Source organism: Streptomyces tirandamycinicus, from assembly GCF_003097515.1.
GTDB classification, from domain to species: domain Bacteria; phylum Actinomycetota; class Actinomycetes; order Streptomycetales; family Streptomycetaceae; genus Streptomyces; species Streptomyces tirandamycinicus.
In genome coordinates, this window is record NZ_CP029188.1 from 749,629 (window position 1) to 766,375 (window position 16,747).

Annotated in this window: 15 protein-coding genes and 1 pseudogene; 9 read left to right on the forward strand and 7 right to left on the reverse strand. The window is 75.2% G+C overall.

Translation table 11 applies throughout. The features are described from left to right. Positions 1–69: 69 nt before the first annotated feature. From DDW44_RS03285 to DDW44_RS33140, 3 genes and pseudogenes are all read left to right on the forward strand, one after another. Complete coding sequence (locus DDW44_RS03285; protein ID WP_108905472.1) at positions 70–969, forward strand: hypothetical protein; 900 nt, start codon at positions 70–72, stop codon at positions 967–969. Between the two features lie 25 nt (positions 970–994). Continuing rightward, positions 995–1,183: pseudogene (locus DDW44_RS33305) on the forward strand (hypothetical protein); the annotation flags it as partial. Between the two features lie 49 nt (positions 1,184–1,232). Beyond that, on the forward strand, positions 1,233–2,297 hold the full coding sequence (locus tag DDW44_RS33140) for a HEAT repeat domain-containing protein (protein WP_279634795.1): 1,065 nt from the start codon (positions 1,233–1,235) through the stop codon (positions 2,295–2,297). A gap of 102 nt (positions 2,298–2,399) precedes the next feature. Here the strand turns inward: DDW44_RS33140 and DDW44_RS03295 are convergent, their stop codons facing one another. Then, on the reverse strand, positions 2,400–3,323 hold the full coding sequence (locus DDW44_RS03295) for an SDR family oxidoreductase (protein ID WP_018890307.1): 924 nt from the start codon (positions 3,321–3,323) through the stop codon (positions 2,400–2,402). Next, positions 3,320–4,255, reverse strand: a complete 936-nt coding sequence (locus DDW44_RS03300; protein WP_108905473.1) for an SDR family oxidoreductase — start codon at positions 4,253–4,255, stop codon at positions 3,320–3,322. The genes DDW44_RS03295 and DDW44_RS03300 overlap by 4 nt, the downstream gene beginning before the upstream one ends. Before the next feature lie 66 nt (positions 4,256–4,321). On the opposite strand from DDW44_RS03300, the gene DDW44_RS03305 reads away from it, so the two are divergent. The 5 genes from DDW44_RS03305 (at position 4,322) to DDW44_RS03325 (ending at position 10,116) form a co-directional block, all read left to right on the forward strand. Continuing rightward, positions 4,322–5,065, forward strand: coding sequence for an enoyl-CoA hydratase family protein (locus DDW44_RS03305; RefSeq protein ID WP_017947518.1), 744 nt, complete (start codon positions 4,322–4,324; stop codon positions 5,063–5,065). 3 nt (positions 5,066–5,068) lie between these two features. Next, positions 5,069–5,920 carry a CoA transferase subunit A gene (locus tag DDW44_RS03310; RefSeq protein ID WP_027731594.1) on the forward strand — a complete coding sequence of 284 codons (852 nt, stop codon included), beginning with the start codon at positions 5,069–5,071 and terminating at the stop codon, positions 5,918–5,920. Continuing rightward, positions 5,917–6,666, forward strand: coding sequence for a CoA-transferase subunit beta (locus DDW44_RS03315; protein WP_108905474.1), 750 nt, complete (start codon positions 5,917–5,919; stop codon positions 6,664–6,666). The genes DDW44_RS03310 and DDW44_RS03315 overlap by 4 nt, the downstream gene beginning before the upstream one ends. After that, entirely contained in the window at positions 6,663–7,718 is a 1,056-nt protein-coding gene (locus tag DDW44_RS03320; protein WP_108905475.1) for an NAD(P)H-dependent flavin oxidoreductase, read from the forward strand. Before DDW44_RS03315 ends, DDW44_RS03320 begins: the two co-directional genes overlap by 4 nt. Positions 7,719–8,016: 298 nt before the next feature. Further along, positions 8,017–10,116 (forward strand): HelD family protein, encoded by a 2,100-nt coding sequence (locus tag DDW44_RS03325; RefSeq protein WP_108905476.1) that lies wholly within the window; start codon positions 8,017–8,019, stop codon positions 10,114–10,116. 187 nt (positions 10,117–10,303) lie between these two features. On the opposite strand, the gene DDW44_RS03330 is transcribed toward DDW44_RS03325, so the two are convergent. The 5 genes from DDW44_RS03330 to DDW44_RS03350 form a co-directional block, all read right to left on the reverse strand. Further along, complete coding sequence (locus DDW44_RS03330) at positions 10,304–12,070, reverse strand: DEAD/DEAH box helicase (protein WP_108905477.1); 1,767 nt, start codon at positions 12,068–12,070, stop codon at positions 10,304–10,306. 89 nt (positions 12,071–12,159) lie between these two features. Next, positions 12,160–12,363 (reverse strand): cold-shock protein, encoded by a 204-nt coding sequence (locus DDW44_RS03335; RefSeq protein ID WP_017947512.1) that lies wholly within the window; start codon positions 12,361–12,363, stop codon positions 12,160–12,162. Between the two features lie 271 nt (positions 12,364–12,634). Beyond that, the gene (locus DDW44_RS03340) at positions 12,635–13,792 is read right to left on the reverse strand and encodes an acetyl-CoA C-acetyltransferase (RefSeq protein ID WP_108905478.1); all 1,158 of its coding nucleotides are present in this window, start codon (positions 13,790–13,792) and stop codon (positions 12,635–12,637) included. 68 nt (positions 13,793–13,860) lie between these two features. After that, complete coding sequence (locus DDW44_RS03345) at positions 13,861–14,475, reverse strand: TetR/AcrR family transcriptional regulator (protein WP_018890315.1); 615 nt, start codon at positions 14,473–14,475, stop codon at positions 13,861–13,863. Positions 14,476–14,672: 197 nt separating this feature from the next. Next, positions 14,673–15,461: an SDR family oxidoreductase gene (locus DDW44_RS03350; RefSeq protein ID WP_108905479.1), complete on the reverse strand. Its 789-nt coding sequence runs from the start codon at positions 15,459–15,461 to the stop codon at positions 14,673–14,675. Positions 15,462–15,510: 49 nt separating this feature from the next. On the opposite strand from DDW44_RS03350, the gene DDW44_RS03355 reads away from it, so the two are divergent. Next, a complete protein-coding gene (locus DDW44_RS03355; protein WP_018890317.1) occupies positions 15,511–16,662 on the forward strand; it encodes an acyl-CoA dehydrogenase family protein in 1,152 nt (383 codons plus the stop codon). Positions 16,663–16,747 lie beyond the last annotated feature (85 nt).

Sequence of the window (16,747 nt, forward strand, 5' to 3'; positions counted from 1 at the left end):
GGAGGGTCCGGCCGTCCCTCCCGGCCGGTGGCGGACCGGCCGGGAGAATCACCCACAGGGGGTTCGGGCGTGGCGAACGGCAGCGAGGTCGTGCACGGCTTCCCGCATCTCGACACGGTGCGGGCCGCGATCACGGCGCTGCACAGACGGCTCTCGTACGACGGCGTGCGCGCGTACGGAAGCAGCGTCGCGCCCGCCGACGTCGCCTTCGCCGACGGCGAGGACCTCCACCTGGGGGCGCAGCGGGTGGCCCGTGCGCTGGTCCGTCAGCTACGGCTGCCGGATGCCCGGATGATCGTGAGCTTCCGGGAGATGCACCATGCCGCGAGCGTCGAACTCACCGCGGGCCCGGAGTACTTCATCGAACTGAACGACCGGTTCCGCCGCCACCGCCGCGACATCGGAGCGGCCCTCGCGCACGAGATCACGCATGTGCTGCTGCACCGGCTCGGGCTGGAGTTCCACGGGCAGCGGGACAACGAGATCCTCACGGACACGGTGACGACGTATCTCGGGGCGGGCTGGCTGCTGCTCGACGCCTTCCGCGAGGACAAGGTTTCCAGCCAGAAACTGGGCTATCTGACCCCGGAGGAATTCGGTTACGTGCTGGCCAAACGGGCCCTGGTCTTCGGCGAGGACCCGTCGGTCTGGTTCACCAGCCCGCAGGGCTACACCGCGTACACCAAGGGCCGGGACCGGGCGCTGCGGGACGGCAGGCAGCCGCCGCTCTCGGCGGCGGGGTGGAACGGGCGGCGCCGCTACGCCAAGGACCGGCGGTACGCCGTGGACCATCCGGGCTCGGCACGGCCGGGGCACGGCTCGCCGTACGCCTTCGAGTACGCGCCGGGCGGCGGGCTGCGGGTGTCGTTCCCCTGCCCCACCTGCCACCAGCGGATCCGGGTGCCGGTACGGGGCCGGGTGCGGGCTCGGTGCGGGCTGTGCCGGACGATCCTCGAATGCGACACCTGAGGGGGCTTTTCGTAGGGTTCTGTCTATGAGCACCGAGGAGACCGAGGGCGCCGCCGGACCGGTTCCGGACCCGGCCGAAGAACTCTTCGAGGGGCTGTACGGCGGCGACGCCGACGCGGTGGTGCGGGCGCTGAGAGCGGGGGTCCCGGCCGAGGCCGCCGACGGGGACGGCCAGACCGCGCTGTACGTCGCCGCTGCCCAGGACCGGCCGGTCATGGTGCGTCTGCTGCTGGCGGCGGGCGCCGACCCCGACCGGGCGAGCGGTGCCGACGGGGCGGAGCTGCCGCTGTGCGGCGCTGCTGCGGCACGGCGCGGGGGCGAAGGAGGACGCGCTGACGGAGGCACGGCGCTGGCTCGGCGTCGACGTCGAGGAGGAGCTGCGCCGCACCCTGGCCGAGGGGCACCGCGCGGAGCACGGGGACGACTGCGCGACCCGTGTGGAGACCGTCTCGCGGCGGGTGGCGGAGGACGGCGGGGTCACCGTGGTCGTCGAGCTGCACCACGACGGCGGCCGGGTCACCGGAGCCGAGCAGCAGACCGGGCACGCGGCCGTGGCGACGCTGCTCGAGGAGGCGCTGGGACTGGGAACTCCCGCGGACGTCCTGGCCGAGCGCGCCCTGCGCCACGGGGACCCGGACCGGGACGACTGGACCGAGGCCGTGGCGGCCCTCCAGCGCCGCGGCGGCGAGGACGTCTTCCGCGCGGCGGCCGCGTGGTGCGGGACGGAGGACCCGCTGCGGCAGATGCTCGCGGCCGAGGTGCTGGCGGGCCTGACGGACGACGGGATGCCGGCCAGGGCGGTGCCGTTGCTGCGGGAGCTGTCGCGGGAGGCCCGCGACCCCGAGGTGGTCCGGGCGGCGGTGGCGGCGCTCGGGCAGCAGGCCGACCCGGCCGGGGTGACGGAGATCCTCCGGCATGCCGGGCACCCGGATACCGAGGTGCGCTTCACGGTGGCCGTGGCGCTGCACGGGCTGCTGCCCGCGCACCGCCCGGACGGGGTGGCGGCGGTCATCGGGCTCACCGGGGACCCGGACGACGGGGTCAGGGACTGGGCGACGACGGTCCTGGCCGATCTGGACGAGGACACCCCGGCGATCCGGGACGCCCTCGCCGCCCGCCTGGACGACGCCGTACCCGACATCGAGGCGGAGGCCGCGCGGGGCCTGGCGATGCGTCAGGACGACCGGGCGATCGCCGCGCTGGCCCGCATCCTGGAGAGCGAGGACCCGGGCGGCTACGCGTACTCCACCGCCGACCAGGCCGTGGAGTACGTGGCGGACGAGCGGGTGCGCCGGCGGCTGGAGGCGACGGTGCCGAGGTCGCGGTGACGGGTGGCCGCGGGACCGGGGGCCCCGGGCCGCCGGGGCACCAGGCCGCGCGGGCACCAGGCGGCAGCAGGGCCGCAGGGCCGCAGGGCCGCAGAGGACCGGTTACCCCGCCCCGTACACCGGCAGCGGCCCCGCTCCCTCCGCCAGGAGCTTCCGGGCCGCCTCCCCCGCCTCCGCGGGGGTCCAGCGGGCCCCCCGGTCGGCCGTGGGGCCCCGGCGCCAGCCCTCCATCACCGTGATGCGGCCCGCCTCCACCTCGAAGACCCGGCCGGTCACGCCCTGCGACGCCGCCGAGCCCAGCCACACCACCAGCGGCGACACGTTCTCCGGCGCCATCGCGTCGAAGGCCCCCGGATCCCGCGGCGCCGCCATCGCCTCGGCGAAGGTCCGCTCCGTCATGCGCGTCCGGGCGGCCGGGGCGATCGCGTTCACCTGCACGCCGTAGCGGGACAGCTCCGCCGCGGCGACGAGGGTCAGGCCCACCACACCGGCCTTGGCCGCGCTGTAGTTGGCCTGCCCGACCGAACCCAGCAGACCGGCGCCGCTGGACGTGGTGACGACGCGGGCCTCGGGCCGCCGTCCCGCCCGCGTCTCGGCCCGCCAGTGCGCCGCCGCGTGCTTCAGCGGCAGGAAGTGCCCCTTCAGATGGACCCGCACCACCGCGTCCCAGTCGTCCTCGTCGAGGTTGACCAGCATCCGGTCGCGCAGGAAGCCCGCGTTGCCGACGAGCGTGTCGAGCCGCCCGAAGGCGCCGAGCGCCGTCGCCACCAGCGAGGCGGCCCCCTCGGACGAGGCCACGTCGCCGGAGTGGGCCACCGCCTCGCCGCCTCGGGCGCGGATCTCCTCGACGACGAGACCGGCCGGGCCGTCCCCGCCGGGCGTACCGTCCGGCCCGACGCCCAGATCGTTGACCACGACCCGTGCGCCCTCCGCCGCGAACGCCAGCGCATGGGCGCGTCCCAGCCCCCGGCCCGCACCCGTCACCGCCACGACCCGGCCCCGGCAGATCCCGGCATATGCGCTCATCTCGGCCCTCCTTGCGATCGGTGATGCCCGTGGGAGCCCATGGGAGCCCGTGGGTGCGCCGGCCGGCGCACCGGGGGAGCCTCCGTCGCGGCCCGGTCGGCCACCACCCCTTCGGCCGCCCCGCCCCGGTCGGCCGTCGCGCCCCGGTCGGCCACAGCCCCCTCGGCCGCCGCGGCCCGCTCCGCCGTCGCGGCGCCGAGGTACGCGGGGCGCTCCCCTCCCCCGTGGACCAGCAGCGACGCCCCGCTGATGTAGGCGGCCCGCCCGGACGCGAGGAACACCGCCGCGTCCCCGATCTCGTCCGGCTCCGCGATGCGGCCCAGCGGCACGGTGCGACCCACCGCGGCGATGCCGTGCTCGTCGCCGTAGTGGAGGTGCGACAGTTCCGTGCGGACCATGCCGGGCACGATCGTGTTCACCCGCACCTCGGGCGCCCACTCCACCGCCATGGTCCGCGCGAGGCTCTCCAGTCCCGCCTTGGCAGCCCCGTAGGCGGCCGTTCCGGGTGACGGCCTGGTGCCGCTGACGCTGCCGACCATCACGACGCACCCGCGCGCGGCGCGCAGCAGGCCGTGGGCAGCGAGCGAGGCGGTCAGCGGTGCCGTCAGGTTCAGTTCCAGCACCCGTGCGTGCCGGGCGGGGCCGCCGTCCCGCAGCAGCCGGTACGGCGCGCCTCCGGCGTTGTTGACCAGGACGTCGAGCCGGCCGTGGCGGTGGGCGACCCGGGCGAAGAGGTTTTCGACGGCCGCCGGGTCCCGCAGGTCGACGGGCAGGAACCGGGCCGTGCGGCCGGCCGACACGACGGGCGCGTCCGGTGGCCTGCGGGCGCAGACGACGACGTCCGCCCCGGCCGCCAGGAACGCCCGTGCGATGCCCGCGCCGACGCCGCGGGTTCCGCCGGTGACGACGGCGACCCTCCCGTCCAGCTCCATCGGCTGCTACCTTCCTGACGAACAGTCACCTAACAAACGTTTGGTGGAAAGGTAGCTGATCCGCTGATGGGTGTCTCCACCGCGAACCCGGAGCGGGGGGTGTCCGTCGTGACGGTGGACTTCCCGCCCGTCAACGCCCTTCCCGTCCAGGCCTGGTACGAGCTCGCCGACGCGGTGCGCCGCGCGGGCCGGGATCCGGGTACCCGCTGCGTCGTCCTGGCCGCCGAGGGGCGGGGCTTCAACGCCGGTGTCGACATCAAGGAGTTGCAGCGCGATCCCGGGCACGAGGCCCTGATCGGCGCCAACCGGGGCTGCCACGAGGCCTTCGGCGCGGTCTACGCGTGCGAGGTGCCGGTCGTCGCCGCCGTGCAGGGCTTCTGCCTGGGCGGCGGGATCGGGCTCGTCGGGAACGCCGACGCCGTCGTGGCCTCCGACGACGCCTCCTTCGGGCTGCCGGAACTGGACCGCGGGGCCCTCGGCGCCGCCACCCACCTCGCCCGGCTCGTCCCCCAGCATCTGATGCGGACCCTGTACTACACCTCCCGCACCGTGACGGCCGCCGAACTGCACGCCCACGGCTCGGTGTGGCGGGTCGTCCCGCGCGACGGGCTCCGCGCCGCGGCCCTGGAGCTGGCGCGCGAGATCGCCGCCAAGGACGGCCGTCTCCTCCGGCTGGCCAAGGCCGCCATCAACGGCATCGACCCCGTGGACGTGCACCGCAGCTACCGGTACGAGCAGGGCTTCACCTTCGAGGCGAACCTCGCCGGGACCGCGGGCCGCGTCCGGGACACCTTCGGCAAGGAGGCATGACCCGTGGTGGACAAGACGATGACCGCCGACGACGTCGCGGGACGGCTGCGCAGCGGCATGACCCTCGGCATCGGCGGCTGGGGCTCGCGGCGCAAGCCGATGGCGCTGGTGCGGGCGGTGCTGCGGTCCGGGGTCACCGATCTGACCGTGGTCTCCTACGGCGGCCCGGACGTGGGGATGCTGTGCGCGGCGGGGCGGGTGCGCAGGCTCGTCGCGCCGTTCGCGACACTCGACTCGGTCCCGCTGGAGCCCCACTTCCGGGCGGCGCGCGAGGCGGGGACGATCGCGATGACGGAGCTGGACGAGGCGATGTTCATGTGGGGGCTGCACGCCGCCGCCAACCGGCTCCCCTTCATGCCCGTGCGGGCCGGCCTCGGCTCGGACGTCATGCGGGTCAACCCGGAGCTGCGCACGGTCCGTTCACCGTACGACGACGGCGAGGAGTTCGTCGCCGCCCCCGCGCTGCGCCTGGACGCCGCCCTCGTCCACCTCAACCGCGCCGACCGCCTCGGCAACGGCCAGTACCTGGGGCCGGACCCCTACTTCGACGACCTCTTCTGCGAGGCGGCCGACGAGGCGTACCTGTCGTGCGAGCGGCTGGTGGAGACGGGCGGGCTGGCCGAGGGCGCCGCCCCGCAGACCCTGCTGGTCGGACGGCACAGCGTCTCCGGCGTCGTCGAGGCCCCGGGCGGGGCGCACTTCACCTCCTGCGCCCCCGACCACGCCCGTGACGAGCCGTTCCAGCGGATGTACGCGACCACGCCCTGGGCCGAGTTCGCCGGGCGCTTCCTGTCCGGTCCCGACGAGCACGCCTACAGCCGCGCCGTGCGGGCCTGGCACGAGGGGCAGCGGTGACCGCCGCCCGGCCCCCGCTCCCGGCGCCGTCCCGGTCCGAGTACTGCGTGATCGCCTGCGCCGAGGCGTGGCGCGGCGCCGGGGAGGTCCTGGCGAGCCCCATGGGGCTGATCCCCTCGCTCGGGGCCCGGCTCGCCCGGTGCACCTTCTCCCCCGATCTGCTGCTCACCGACGGCGAGGCGCTGCTCGTCGGTCCCGGCGGCGAGGTGGAGGGCTGGCTTCCGTACCGCCGCCATCTCACCATGGTCACCGGCGGCAGACGGCACGTGATGATGGGCGCGAGCCAGCTCGACCGCCACGGCAACCAGAACATCTCCTGCATCGGCGACTGGGCCCGGCCGGCGCGCCAGCTGCTCGGGGTGCGCGGGGCGCCGGTCAACACGCTCAACCATCCGGTGAGTTACTGGGTCCCCCGGCACTCTGCCCGGGTCTTCGTCGAGAAGGTCGACATGGTCAGCGGCGTCGGGTACGACCGGGCCCGGGGGGCGCGCTTCCACCGCGTCCCGCGTGTCGTGACGGACCTGGGCGTCCTCGACTTCGAGACGCCGGACCGCTCGATGCGGCTGGCCTCCCTGCACCCCGGGGTCACCGTGGAGCAGGTCCGGGAGGCCACCGGCTTTCCGCTCGCCGTCCCCGGCGGCGGGCCCGTCCCGTACACCCGCGAACCCACGGCCGAGGAGCTGCGGCTCGTCCGCGAGGTGCTCGACCCGGACGGCCGGCGCGATCGCGGGATCGGGGCCCGATGAGGACGGCGCTCACCGAGCTCACCGGGGTGCGGCACCCCGTCGTCCAGACCGGCATGGGGTGGGTGGCCGGTCCCCGGCTGGTCTCGGCGGCCGCGAACGCCGGGGCCCTGGGCATCCTGGCGTCCGCCACGATGACGCCCGCCGGGCTGCGGCGGGCGGTACGCGAGGTGAAGGGCCGCACGGACGCTCCGTTCGGGGTCAATATGCGGGCGGACGCCGGGGACGCCCGGGAGCGGGTGCGGATCATCGTGGACGAGGGCGTACGGGTGGCGTCGTTCGCCCTGGCCCCGTCCCGGGAGCTGGTCGCGGAGCTCAAGGACGCGGGCGTGGTCGTGATCCCCTCCGTCGGTGCCCGGCGCCACGCCGAGAAGGTCGCCGCCTGGGGCGCGGACGCGGTGATCGTGCAGGGCGGCGAGGGCGGCGGGCACACGGGGGACGTGGCGACGACCGTGCTGCTGCCGCAGGTGGTGGACGCGGTGGACATCCCCGTGGTCGCGGCGGGCGGTTTCCACGACGGGCGCGGTCTGGTGGCGGCGCTCGCGTACGGGGCCGCGGGCATCGCCATGGGCACCCGCTTCCTGCTCACGTCCGACTCGACCGTGCCGGACGCGGTGAAGGCCCGCTATCTGGCGGCGTCCGTCAGGGACGTCACCGTCACCACCGCCGTCGACGGCCTGCCGCACCGGATGCTGCGGTCCGACCTGGTCGAGACCCTGGAACGGGCGGGCCGCACCCGTGCGCTGCTCCACGCGCTGCGCAGGGCGGCGGGCTTCCGGAGGATCTCCGGGCAGTCCTGGCGGGAGATGGCCCGCGACGGCCTGGCGCTGCGGCACGGCAGGGACCTCTCGTGGAGCCAGGTGCTGCTCGCCGCCAACACCCCGATGCTGCTGCGGGCGGCGATGGTCGAGGGCCGCACCGATCTCGGCGTGATGGCGTCCGGCCAGGTCGCGGGCGTGATCGAGGACCTGCCGAGCTGCGCGGAACTGGTGGGCCGGGTGATGGCGGAGGCGGAGGGGGCGCTGCGGGGGCTGCGCCTGGGGACCACGGGCTGAGCCACCCGGGCCGGGCGGTGTGCGCAGTGCCCCCGGGCCGGGCGGTGTGCGCAGTGGCCCCGCTTGCCGCCTCCGGCCCGCCGCGCGGGCCCCCGGACCGGAACGCCCCGCGCGGGCCCGGCCGGTGTCCCCGTCCGGGCCGGGACGGCCATCGCACCACGGCCCCGGGGCGGAGCGCCCGGCCTCGGACGTACCCCGGAAGGGCGCCCGGGCGGCCGACCCGGACAAGTAAGTCAAGCCTTACCTTCCAGGCGACTTGCCCGCATAGTGGAGGGCCGAGCCGGGAGGAGAACCGCCGTTGTCGCAGTTCAATGCGGATGCCGTGCAGCAAGTCGAGAGGGAGCAGGCCCAGGTGACCGCCGTGTACGGGTTGCTGGACGAGCGGCTGACGGAGGTACGGGCCCAACTGGCGGACGTGCTCAGGTCGCCCGCCGACGGCCCCGGCGAGGTGTACGCGCGCGAAGTCGCAGCGGAGCGTCTGGCGCGGCGGCTTCGCCTGCTGGAGGGTGCCGAGGAAGGGCTGGTATTCGGCCGGATCGACGGCGCCGACGGCACCGTCCTGCGCATCGGACGGCTCGGCCTGCGCACGGGCGGGCAGGACCTGCCGCTGCTCGTCGACTGGCGAGCCGAGGCGGCGCGGCCCTTCTACGCCGCCACGGCCGTCCACCCGATGGGGCTGCGCCGACGCCGTCATCTGCGCGTCGAGGACCGCCGGGTACGCGCGGTGAGCGACGAACTGTTGGACGGTTCCGCACCCGTCGCCGGCGACATCGTCGGCGACGGACCGCTGGCGGAGGCGCTGGAGGCGCGGCGCACGGGGCGGATGCGTGCGGCGGTGGCGACGCTGCAGGCGGAGCAGGACGCGATCGTCCGGTCTCCGCACCAGGGGGTGACGGTGGTGCAGGGCGGCCCCGGCACCGGCAAGACCGTCGTCGCCCTGCACCGCGCGGCGTACGTGCTGTACGCGTCACCGAACGCCGCTGGGCGCGGTGTGCTGGTGCTCGGGCCGAACGCGCGCTTCCTCGACTACGTCTCCCGGGTGCTCCCCTCGCTCGGCGAGAACGACGTGGTCCTGACGACGTGCGGGGAACTGACCGGGGTGGTGCCCGCGGCGGTGGAGCCGTCCGATGTCGCGCGCCTCAAAGGGCGTTCCGCGCTGGCCGGGGCGCTGGCGGGGCTGGTGCGCTCCCGGCAGGCACCCGGCGGAGGGCTCGTGGTGCGTGTGGGGCAGGAGCGGGTCCGCCTGAACGGCACGGACGTCGCCGCGGCGCGGGAGGCCGCGGTGGCGAGCGGCCTGGCGCACAACCGGGCGCGGAAGGTGTTCAAGGACCAGCTGATCGACGCTGTCGTGGCCGCGCTGCGGCGCGGCGCCGTCGAGGCCCTGGCGCACATCGACGCCGAGGTCGCCGAGAGCACGGGCATGGATCTCGATGCCGCGGCCGAGGCCGACCTGCGGGCTCTCGGCTTCGACGGCGGGCCTGCCGCGGACCCGGCCGGGATGTTCGACGCGGACGCGGTCCGCGACGGCCTCGTGGCCGACGCCCACGTCGAGCGCGCGGTGGAGTCGCTCTGGCCGCGGCTGACACCGGAAGCGGTCGTCAGCGCCCTGCTGACGGACCCTCACACGGCCGCCGGGTGTCTGCCGTCGTTCACCAGTGACGAACGCGCCCGATTGACGCGTTCCCCTGATGCCCCGGAGTCGTGGACCGATGCCGACGTACCGCTGCTGGACGAGGCGGCGGAGCTGGTCGACGGGCCTCCGGAGGCGACGTTCGGGCACATCGTCGTGGACGAGGCCCAGGAGCTCACCGCCATGCAGTGGCGGATGGTGATGCGCCGCTGTCCGGCCAGGTCGATGACGCTGGTGGGCGACTTCGCCCAGGCGGGCCCCGTGACGACGGCGAGCGACTGGTCCCAGGCGCTGGGCCCGCATCTCGGCAGCCGGTTCGCCCTGCACACCCTGACCGTCGGATATCGCACGACCCGGGAGATCCTGACGACCACCCACGGCCTGCTCGCGCGGATCGCCCCCGGTCAGACGCCGAGCCGGTCGATCCGCCACGGCGATGCCCCCCGCAGCCTCACCGCGTGCCCGCGGACACTCGCCGACGCCGTGGTCGAGGAACTCCGGGCTCAGTCGGCGGCACATCCGGACGAACTGCGGGCCGTGATCTGCGCGGACGCCCTGGTCGGGGACCTGGCGTCCGCGGGTGTCGAACGGTGGGCACGTCTCGTGCCGGCTTCCGAGGCCCGGGGCCTGGAGTTCGACGCGAGCGTGGTCGTCGGCCCGGAGGAGATCGTCGCGGCCCGCCCCGGCGGCGAGCGGGACCTGTACGTCGCCCTGACGCGTGCCACCAAGAGACTGTGCACGATCGCCGTGGCCGCCGACCCCGCCTGACAGCCCGCCGGACCGCCTCCCGGCCCGGCTTCGAGGCCGGCCCGCACCACGCAGGACATCGGGGAACGGAGGGCATCGGGGACCCGGCGGGGGCGCGCTGCGGCGGCCGACCCGGCACGGTCCCGGGTGGCTCGCCGCCCCTCGAACGGCCGCACGGAGCCATGGCTGCGCAGGCCCCGCACCGCCGCTAACGTGTCGCGGCCCTGCCGCCCCTCGTGCCGCCCCTCGGCCCGCCCTGCGGCCGGTCCGCGCCGCGTCCGTGCTTCTGCCGTGCGCCGTCCCCGGCACGTCCGGTGTCGCCGGTGCGTCGGGTGTCCCCGGTACGTCCGGTGTCGCCGCGTCCGGCACCGCCGCGGGCCGATCGCCCGGTTCCGGCACGCCCGGAGTCGGCTGATCCGCCGCCCTGCTTGCGGCCGGGCCGTCCGGTATCGGCGGCGCCCCGCCGCCGGCCACCGGCCTCGGCGCGCCCGCCGTCGCCGCGTCCGCCGTCACCGCGTCCGCCCCCGGGACGCCCGCCGGTGCCCTCGCCGACGACGTCGGCACGGCCGCCGCCGCCCCGCGGGCGCCTGCGCTTCGGCCGGGACTTCGCGGCGGGCGGCTGCGGAGCGGGGGGCGCCTCTACCGTCACCGCCACACCGGACGGTTCCCGGGCTCCGGTCAGCCGGGCCAGTTCCTCGTCGCTGGACCTGACCGCGACGGTGCGCGGGGAGATGCCGGCGTCCGACATCAGCCGGGTCATTTCACGCTTCTGGTCCGGCAGGACCAGGGTCACGACGCTGCCCGACTCGCCCGCCCGCGCGGTCCGGCCCCCTCGGTGCAGATAGTCCTTGTGGTCCGTCGGCGGATCGACGTTCACGACCAGGTCCAGATCGTCCACGTGGATGCCACGGGCTGCGACATTGGTGGCCACCAGCGCGCTGACCTGGCCGTTCTTGAACTGGTCGAGGGTGCGGTTGCGCTGCGGCTGGCTCCGGCCGCCGTGCAGGCCCGCCGCTCGTACGCCGCTGGCCAGCAGCCGCTTGACCAGGCGGTCCACCGAACGCTTGGTGTCGAGGAAGAGGATGACGCGGCCGTCCCGGGCCGCTATCCGCACGGTGACGGCCTTCTTGTCCGTCTCGTCGGCGACATGGAGCACATGGTGCTCCATGGTGGTGACGGCGCCTGCGGACGGGTCCACCGAGTGCACCACGGGGTCGCTCAGGAAGCCCCGTACCAGCCGGTCGATGTTCCGGTCCAGGGTGGCCGAGAACAGCATGCGCTGCCCGTCGGGGTCCACCTGCTTCAGCAGGGCGGTGACCTGCGGGAGGAAACCCATGTCGGCCATCTGGTCGGCCTCGTCCAGCACCGTGATCGCCACTTCGCCGAGACGGCAGTCGCCGCGCTCGACGAGGTCCTGCAGCCGTCCGGGGGTCGCCACGAGCACCTCGGCGCCGCGCCGCAGGGCAGTGGCCTGCTTGGTGATCGACAGTCCTCCGACGACGGTCGCCAGACGCAGGTTCACCGCGGTCGCGTAGGGAGTGAGGGCGTCCGTCACCTGCTGGGCCAGCTCCCGCGTGGGAACGAGCACCAGGCCGAGGGGCGCCCCCGGCTCCGCCCGGCGCCCGGCGGTGCGGGCGAGCAGCGCCAGCCCGAAGGCGAGGGTCTTGCCGGAACCGGTACGCCCGCGCCCGAGGAGGTCACGGCCCGCGAGCGAGTTCGGCAGCGTCGCGGCCTGGATCGGGAACGGTGCCGTCACGCCCTGCGCGGCGAGGGCCTTCAGCAGCGCCGCCGGCAGGCCGGTCAGCTCCTCGAAGGCCCCGACGGCGGGCAGGGCGGGGACACGGGGCTCCGGGACGGTGAAGTCCTGCGGGGCCGTCGCGGGGCGGGCGCCGCCGGGCCTCTTCGGGGCCCGCTTCGCGGTGCGCTCGGCCGGCCGCCCGCGGGCGGGGCGAGCGGGGCGTGCGGAACGAGTCATGGATTGCCTTCCTGGTGCTGGGCACAGCACAAGCCGGGGCCCGCACCGCGAGGGTGCGGGCCCCGGCCGCGTGGTACGCGTCCCGAGGGTCAGGCGGGGACGATGTTCTCCGCCTGCGGGCCCTTCGGGCCCTGCGTGACGTCGAAGGTGACCTTCTGGCCCTCCTGGAGCTCACGGAAGCCCTGGGTGGCGATGTTGGAGTAGTGGGCGAAGACGTCGGCGCCGCCGCCGTCCTGCGCGATGAAGCCGAAGCCCTTTTCCGAGTTGAACCACTTCACGGTGCCGGTGGCCATAGTCATTCTCCTGAACAGGTAGGAGGCCCCATCCGGAGATGCCGGTGAAAACAATAAAAACGCCTGCGGACCATTCCCGTCAGGCGCACATAAAGTTCATGGGTACCAAACTGCAACCCTCACAACGTAGCACGCTTCGCCGCGGGCCCCGGCTCGCGCGCGCGGCGTGTTCCGCCCCGGGTGCCCGGGGAGCGGTATGGTTCCGGCCCGCGATCCGCCCCGCGCGGGGCCCCGGCCCGATCGAGCCCTGTACCCGTTCGGTGATCGTCCCCTACACCCGTTCGATGATCGTCACATTCGCCTGCCCGCCGCCCTCGCACATCGTCTGGAGCCCGAACCGGCCTCCCGTGCGCTCCAGTTCGTGCAGCAGCGTCGTCATCAGCCGGACGCCGGTGGCACCCAGGGGGTGCCCGAGGGCGATGGCGCCGCCGTTGACGTTGACGCGGGCCGGATCGGCGCCCGTCTCCTTCAGCCAGGCCAGCACCACCGGGGCGAACGCCTCGTTGATCTCGACGAGGTCGATGTCGCCGATGGTGAGGCCGGTCTTCTTCAGTGCGTGCGCGGTCGCCGGGATCGGCGCGGAGAGCATCCGTACGGGGTCCTCGCCCCGCACCGAGAGGTGGTGCACCCGGGCGCGCGGGGTCAGCCCGTGCACCCGTACCGCGCGTTCGCCGGCGAGCAGCATCGCCGCCGCGCCGTCGGACACCTGGGAGGAGCAGGCGGCGGTGATCGTGCCGCCCTCGGCCACGGGCGGCAGGGCGGCCATCCGCTCCAGGGTGGTGTCGCGGCGCGGGCCCTCGTCCACGGTGACGCCGCCGTAGGCGACGGTCTCCCGGGCGAAGCGGCCCTCGTCGACGGCGCGGACGGCCCGCCGGTGCGAGGCGAGGGCGTACTCCTCCATCTCGCGCCGGGATATGCCCCACCTGCGGGCGATGAGCTCGGCGCCGTGGAACTGGTCGACGGGCGCGTCGCCGTACCGGGCCCGCCAGCCCGCGCTGCCGGCGAAGGGGCCCTCGGTCAGCCCCAGCGGCTCGGCCGCCTGCCGGGAGGCGAAGCCGATGGGGATCTGCGACATGCTCTGGACACCGCCGGCGACGACGAGGTCCTGGGTGCCGGACAGCACGCCCTGCGCGGCGAAGTGCACGGCCTGCTGCGACGAGCCGCACTGGCGGTCGACGGTGACACCGGGCACCTCCTCGGGCAGCCCCGCGGCCAGCCAGCTCGTCCGGGCGATGTCGCCCGCCTGCGGGCCGACCGTGTCGAGGCAGCCGAAGACGACGTCGTCCACGGCCGCCGGGTCGATTCCGGAGCGGTCGAGCAGGGCCCGCAGGACGTGGGCGCCCAGGTCGGCGGGGTGCGCGGCGGCGAGGCCGCCCCCGCGCCGGCCGACCGGGGTGCGGACCGCTTGGACGATGAACGCCTCGGTCATGACTGCTCCAGGTGGTCAGGCGGCCCGCGGGCTCCGGGGGCGCTCCCCGGAGTCCACGGATCCGCGGGTCAGTCCCGCACGGCGAGGCCGTCCAGGACCATCGACAGGTACTGCCGGGCGATCTCCTCGGGGCTGTGCTGCCCGCCCGGCCGGTACCAGGACGCCGCGACCCACACCGTGTCGCGGACGAAGCGGTAGGTGAGCCGGACGTCCAGGTCGTCCCGGAAGGCGCCCGAGGCGGCCCCGCGCTCCAGCGTGCCGAGCCACGCCTTCTCGAACCTCTGCTGGGAGTCGGCGAGGTAGCGGAAACGGGGGCGGGCCGAGAGGTGCCGGGACTCCTTCTGGTAGACGGCGACGGCCGCACGGTGCCGGTCGATCTCCCGGAAGGACTCGGTGACGAGCGCCTCGAGGGTCTCCCTCGGCCCGAGTCCGGCGGCGAGGACGGCGTCGTACCCCGCCCACAGTTCGTCCAGGAAGGTGGAGAGGATCTCGTCGAGGATCGACTCCTTGGAGTCGAAGTGGTAGTAGAGGCTGCCCGCCAGCATCCCCGCCTCGTCGGCGATCCTGCGGACGGTGGTGGCGTTGTAGCCGTGGGCGGCGAACACCTCGGCGGCCGTGCCGAGCAGTTCGCGGCGCCGATCGGGCGAAGCGCTCACCTGGGTCTTCTTCTTGGTCGTGGCCACGTGTCCATTCTGGTCCCGCCGGGAGCGGCCTGCGGACGCCCCGTCGGCGCCGGATCCCGCCGGCGTCCGGTCCGGTCCCGGCCCCGACGCCGGATCCCGCCGCCGTCCGGCCCGGCCCCGGCCCGACGGCCGCGCGTTCCGCCCCGGACGGCTCGGGCGCCCCGGGCACCGCGGACCTCCCGTCCACCCCGGGCCCCTCAGGGATGCTGGGAGCTGACGGACACGGTCTCGCCGGTCATGTACGAGGAGTACCCGCTGGCGAGGAAGACGATCACATTGGCGACCTCCCAGGGCTCGGCGCACCGGCCGAACGCCTCGCGGGCGGTGAGGTCCCGCAGCAGTGCGGCGGACGTGGTCCTCACCAGGTGCGGATGCATCGCGAGGCTGGGGGCCACGGCGTTGACGCGGACCCCGAACTCCGCGGCCTCGACGGCCGCGCACCGGGTGAGCGCCATCACCCCGGCCTTGGCGGCCGCGTAGTGGGCCTGCCCGGCCTGGGCCCGCCAGCCGAGGACGGAGGCGTTGTTGACGATGACGCCCCCACGGCCGTGGGCGCGGAAGGCGCGCAACGCGGCCCGGGTGCAGCGGAAGGTGCCGTTCAGGGTGACGTCGAGGACCCGGGTCCACTGGTCGTCGGACATGTCGACCAGCGCGGCGGTCCCGCCGAGCCCCGCGTTGTTGACGACGACGTCGGGGCCGCCGTGCAGCCGTGCCGCCTCGCCGAAGAGGGCCCGCACCTGGGTCTCGTCGGTGACGTCGCAGACCAGTGAGGCGACGGCGTCCGGACCGAACTCGTCCGCGAGCGCCTCCTCCGTCTCCTTCAGGCGGCGGGCGTGCGCGTCGCCGATGAGCACCCGTGCGCCCTCCTCCAGGAGGCGCCGGGCGGTGGCCCCGCCGATCCCGGCCCCGGCCGCCGCGGTGACGACGGCGGTCCGGCCCGCGAGGAGCGCGTGCCCCGGAACGTACCGAGCCTTGTTGTCCGTCACACCGGCACGTTAACCTACCAAACACTTGTTAGGGAACCGAGGTGCGCTGATGGACCTGACGCACACGGCGGACGAGGACGCGTTCCGCGCCGAGGCCCGCGCCTGGCTGCGGGCGCACGTCCCGGACCCCCCGCCGCCCTCGCTGGAGACCGCGGAGGGCTTCGCCGCGCACCGCGCGTGGGAGGCGGAGCTGCATGCCGATCGCTGGTCGGTGGTGCCGTGGCCGGAGCGGTACGGCGGCCGGGGCGCGGGCATCCTCCAGTGGCTGGTGTTCGAGGAGGAGTACTACGCGGCGGGCGCCCCCGGCCGGGTGTCCCAGAACGGCATCGGCCTGCTGGCCCCGACCCTGTTCGACCACGGCACCGAGGAGCAGCGGGCCCGGATCCTGCCGCCCATGGCGAGCGGCGAGGTCATCTGGGCCCAGGCCTGGTCCGAGCCGGAGGCCGGCTCGGACCTCGCGTCGCTGCGCTCCCGGGCGGTCCGGACGCCGGGCGGCTGGCTGCTGTCCGGGCAGAAGACGTGGTCGTCGCGGGCGGCGTTCGCGGACCGGGCGTTCGGCCTGTTCCGCACCGCGCCGGACGCGGACAGGCCGCACCGGGGCCTGACGTACCTGATGTTCGACCTGAGGGCTCCCGGGGTCACGGTCCGGCCGATCCGGCGGCTGGACGGGAAGCCCGCGTTCGCCGAGCTGTTCCTGGACGAGGTGTTCGTCCCCGACGAGGACGTGATCGGCGAGCCGGGGCAGGGCTGGCGGATCGCCATGTCGACGACGGGCAACGAGCGCGGTCTCATGCTCCGCTCCCCCGGCCGCTATCTGGCCGCGGCCCGGCGCCTGGTGGGGCTGTGGCGCGCCGGCGCCGACCCGTCGGACACCGCGCTGCGCGACCGGGTCGCGGACGCGGTGATCGGCGCGCGGGCGTACCAGCTCTTCACCTGCGCGGCTGCCTCGCGCTTCGCGGACGGCTCGGCGATCGGCGCGGAGTCGAGCCTGAACAAGGTGTTCTGGTCCGAGTACGACATCGCCCTGCACGAGACGGCGCTCGATCTGCTGGGCGCGGAGGGCGAACGGGCGGACGGGCCGGGCGGCTGGGCCGAGGGGTACGTCTTCTCCCTGGCCGGACCGATCTACGCGGGCACGAACGAGATCCAACGCGACATCATCGCCGAGCGGCTGCTCGGCCTGCCGAAGGGGCGCCGCTGATGCGTGCCGCGCGGTCGCGGGCGCGGCGGTGCGGCTGCGGCGGGGCGGCCCACCGGGCGCCGGACGGCCCCCGGGGCGGCCTGCC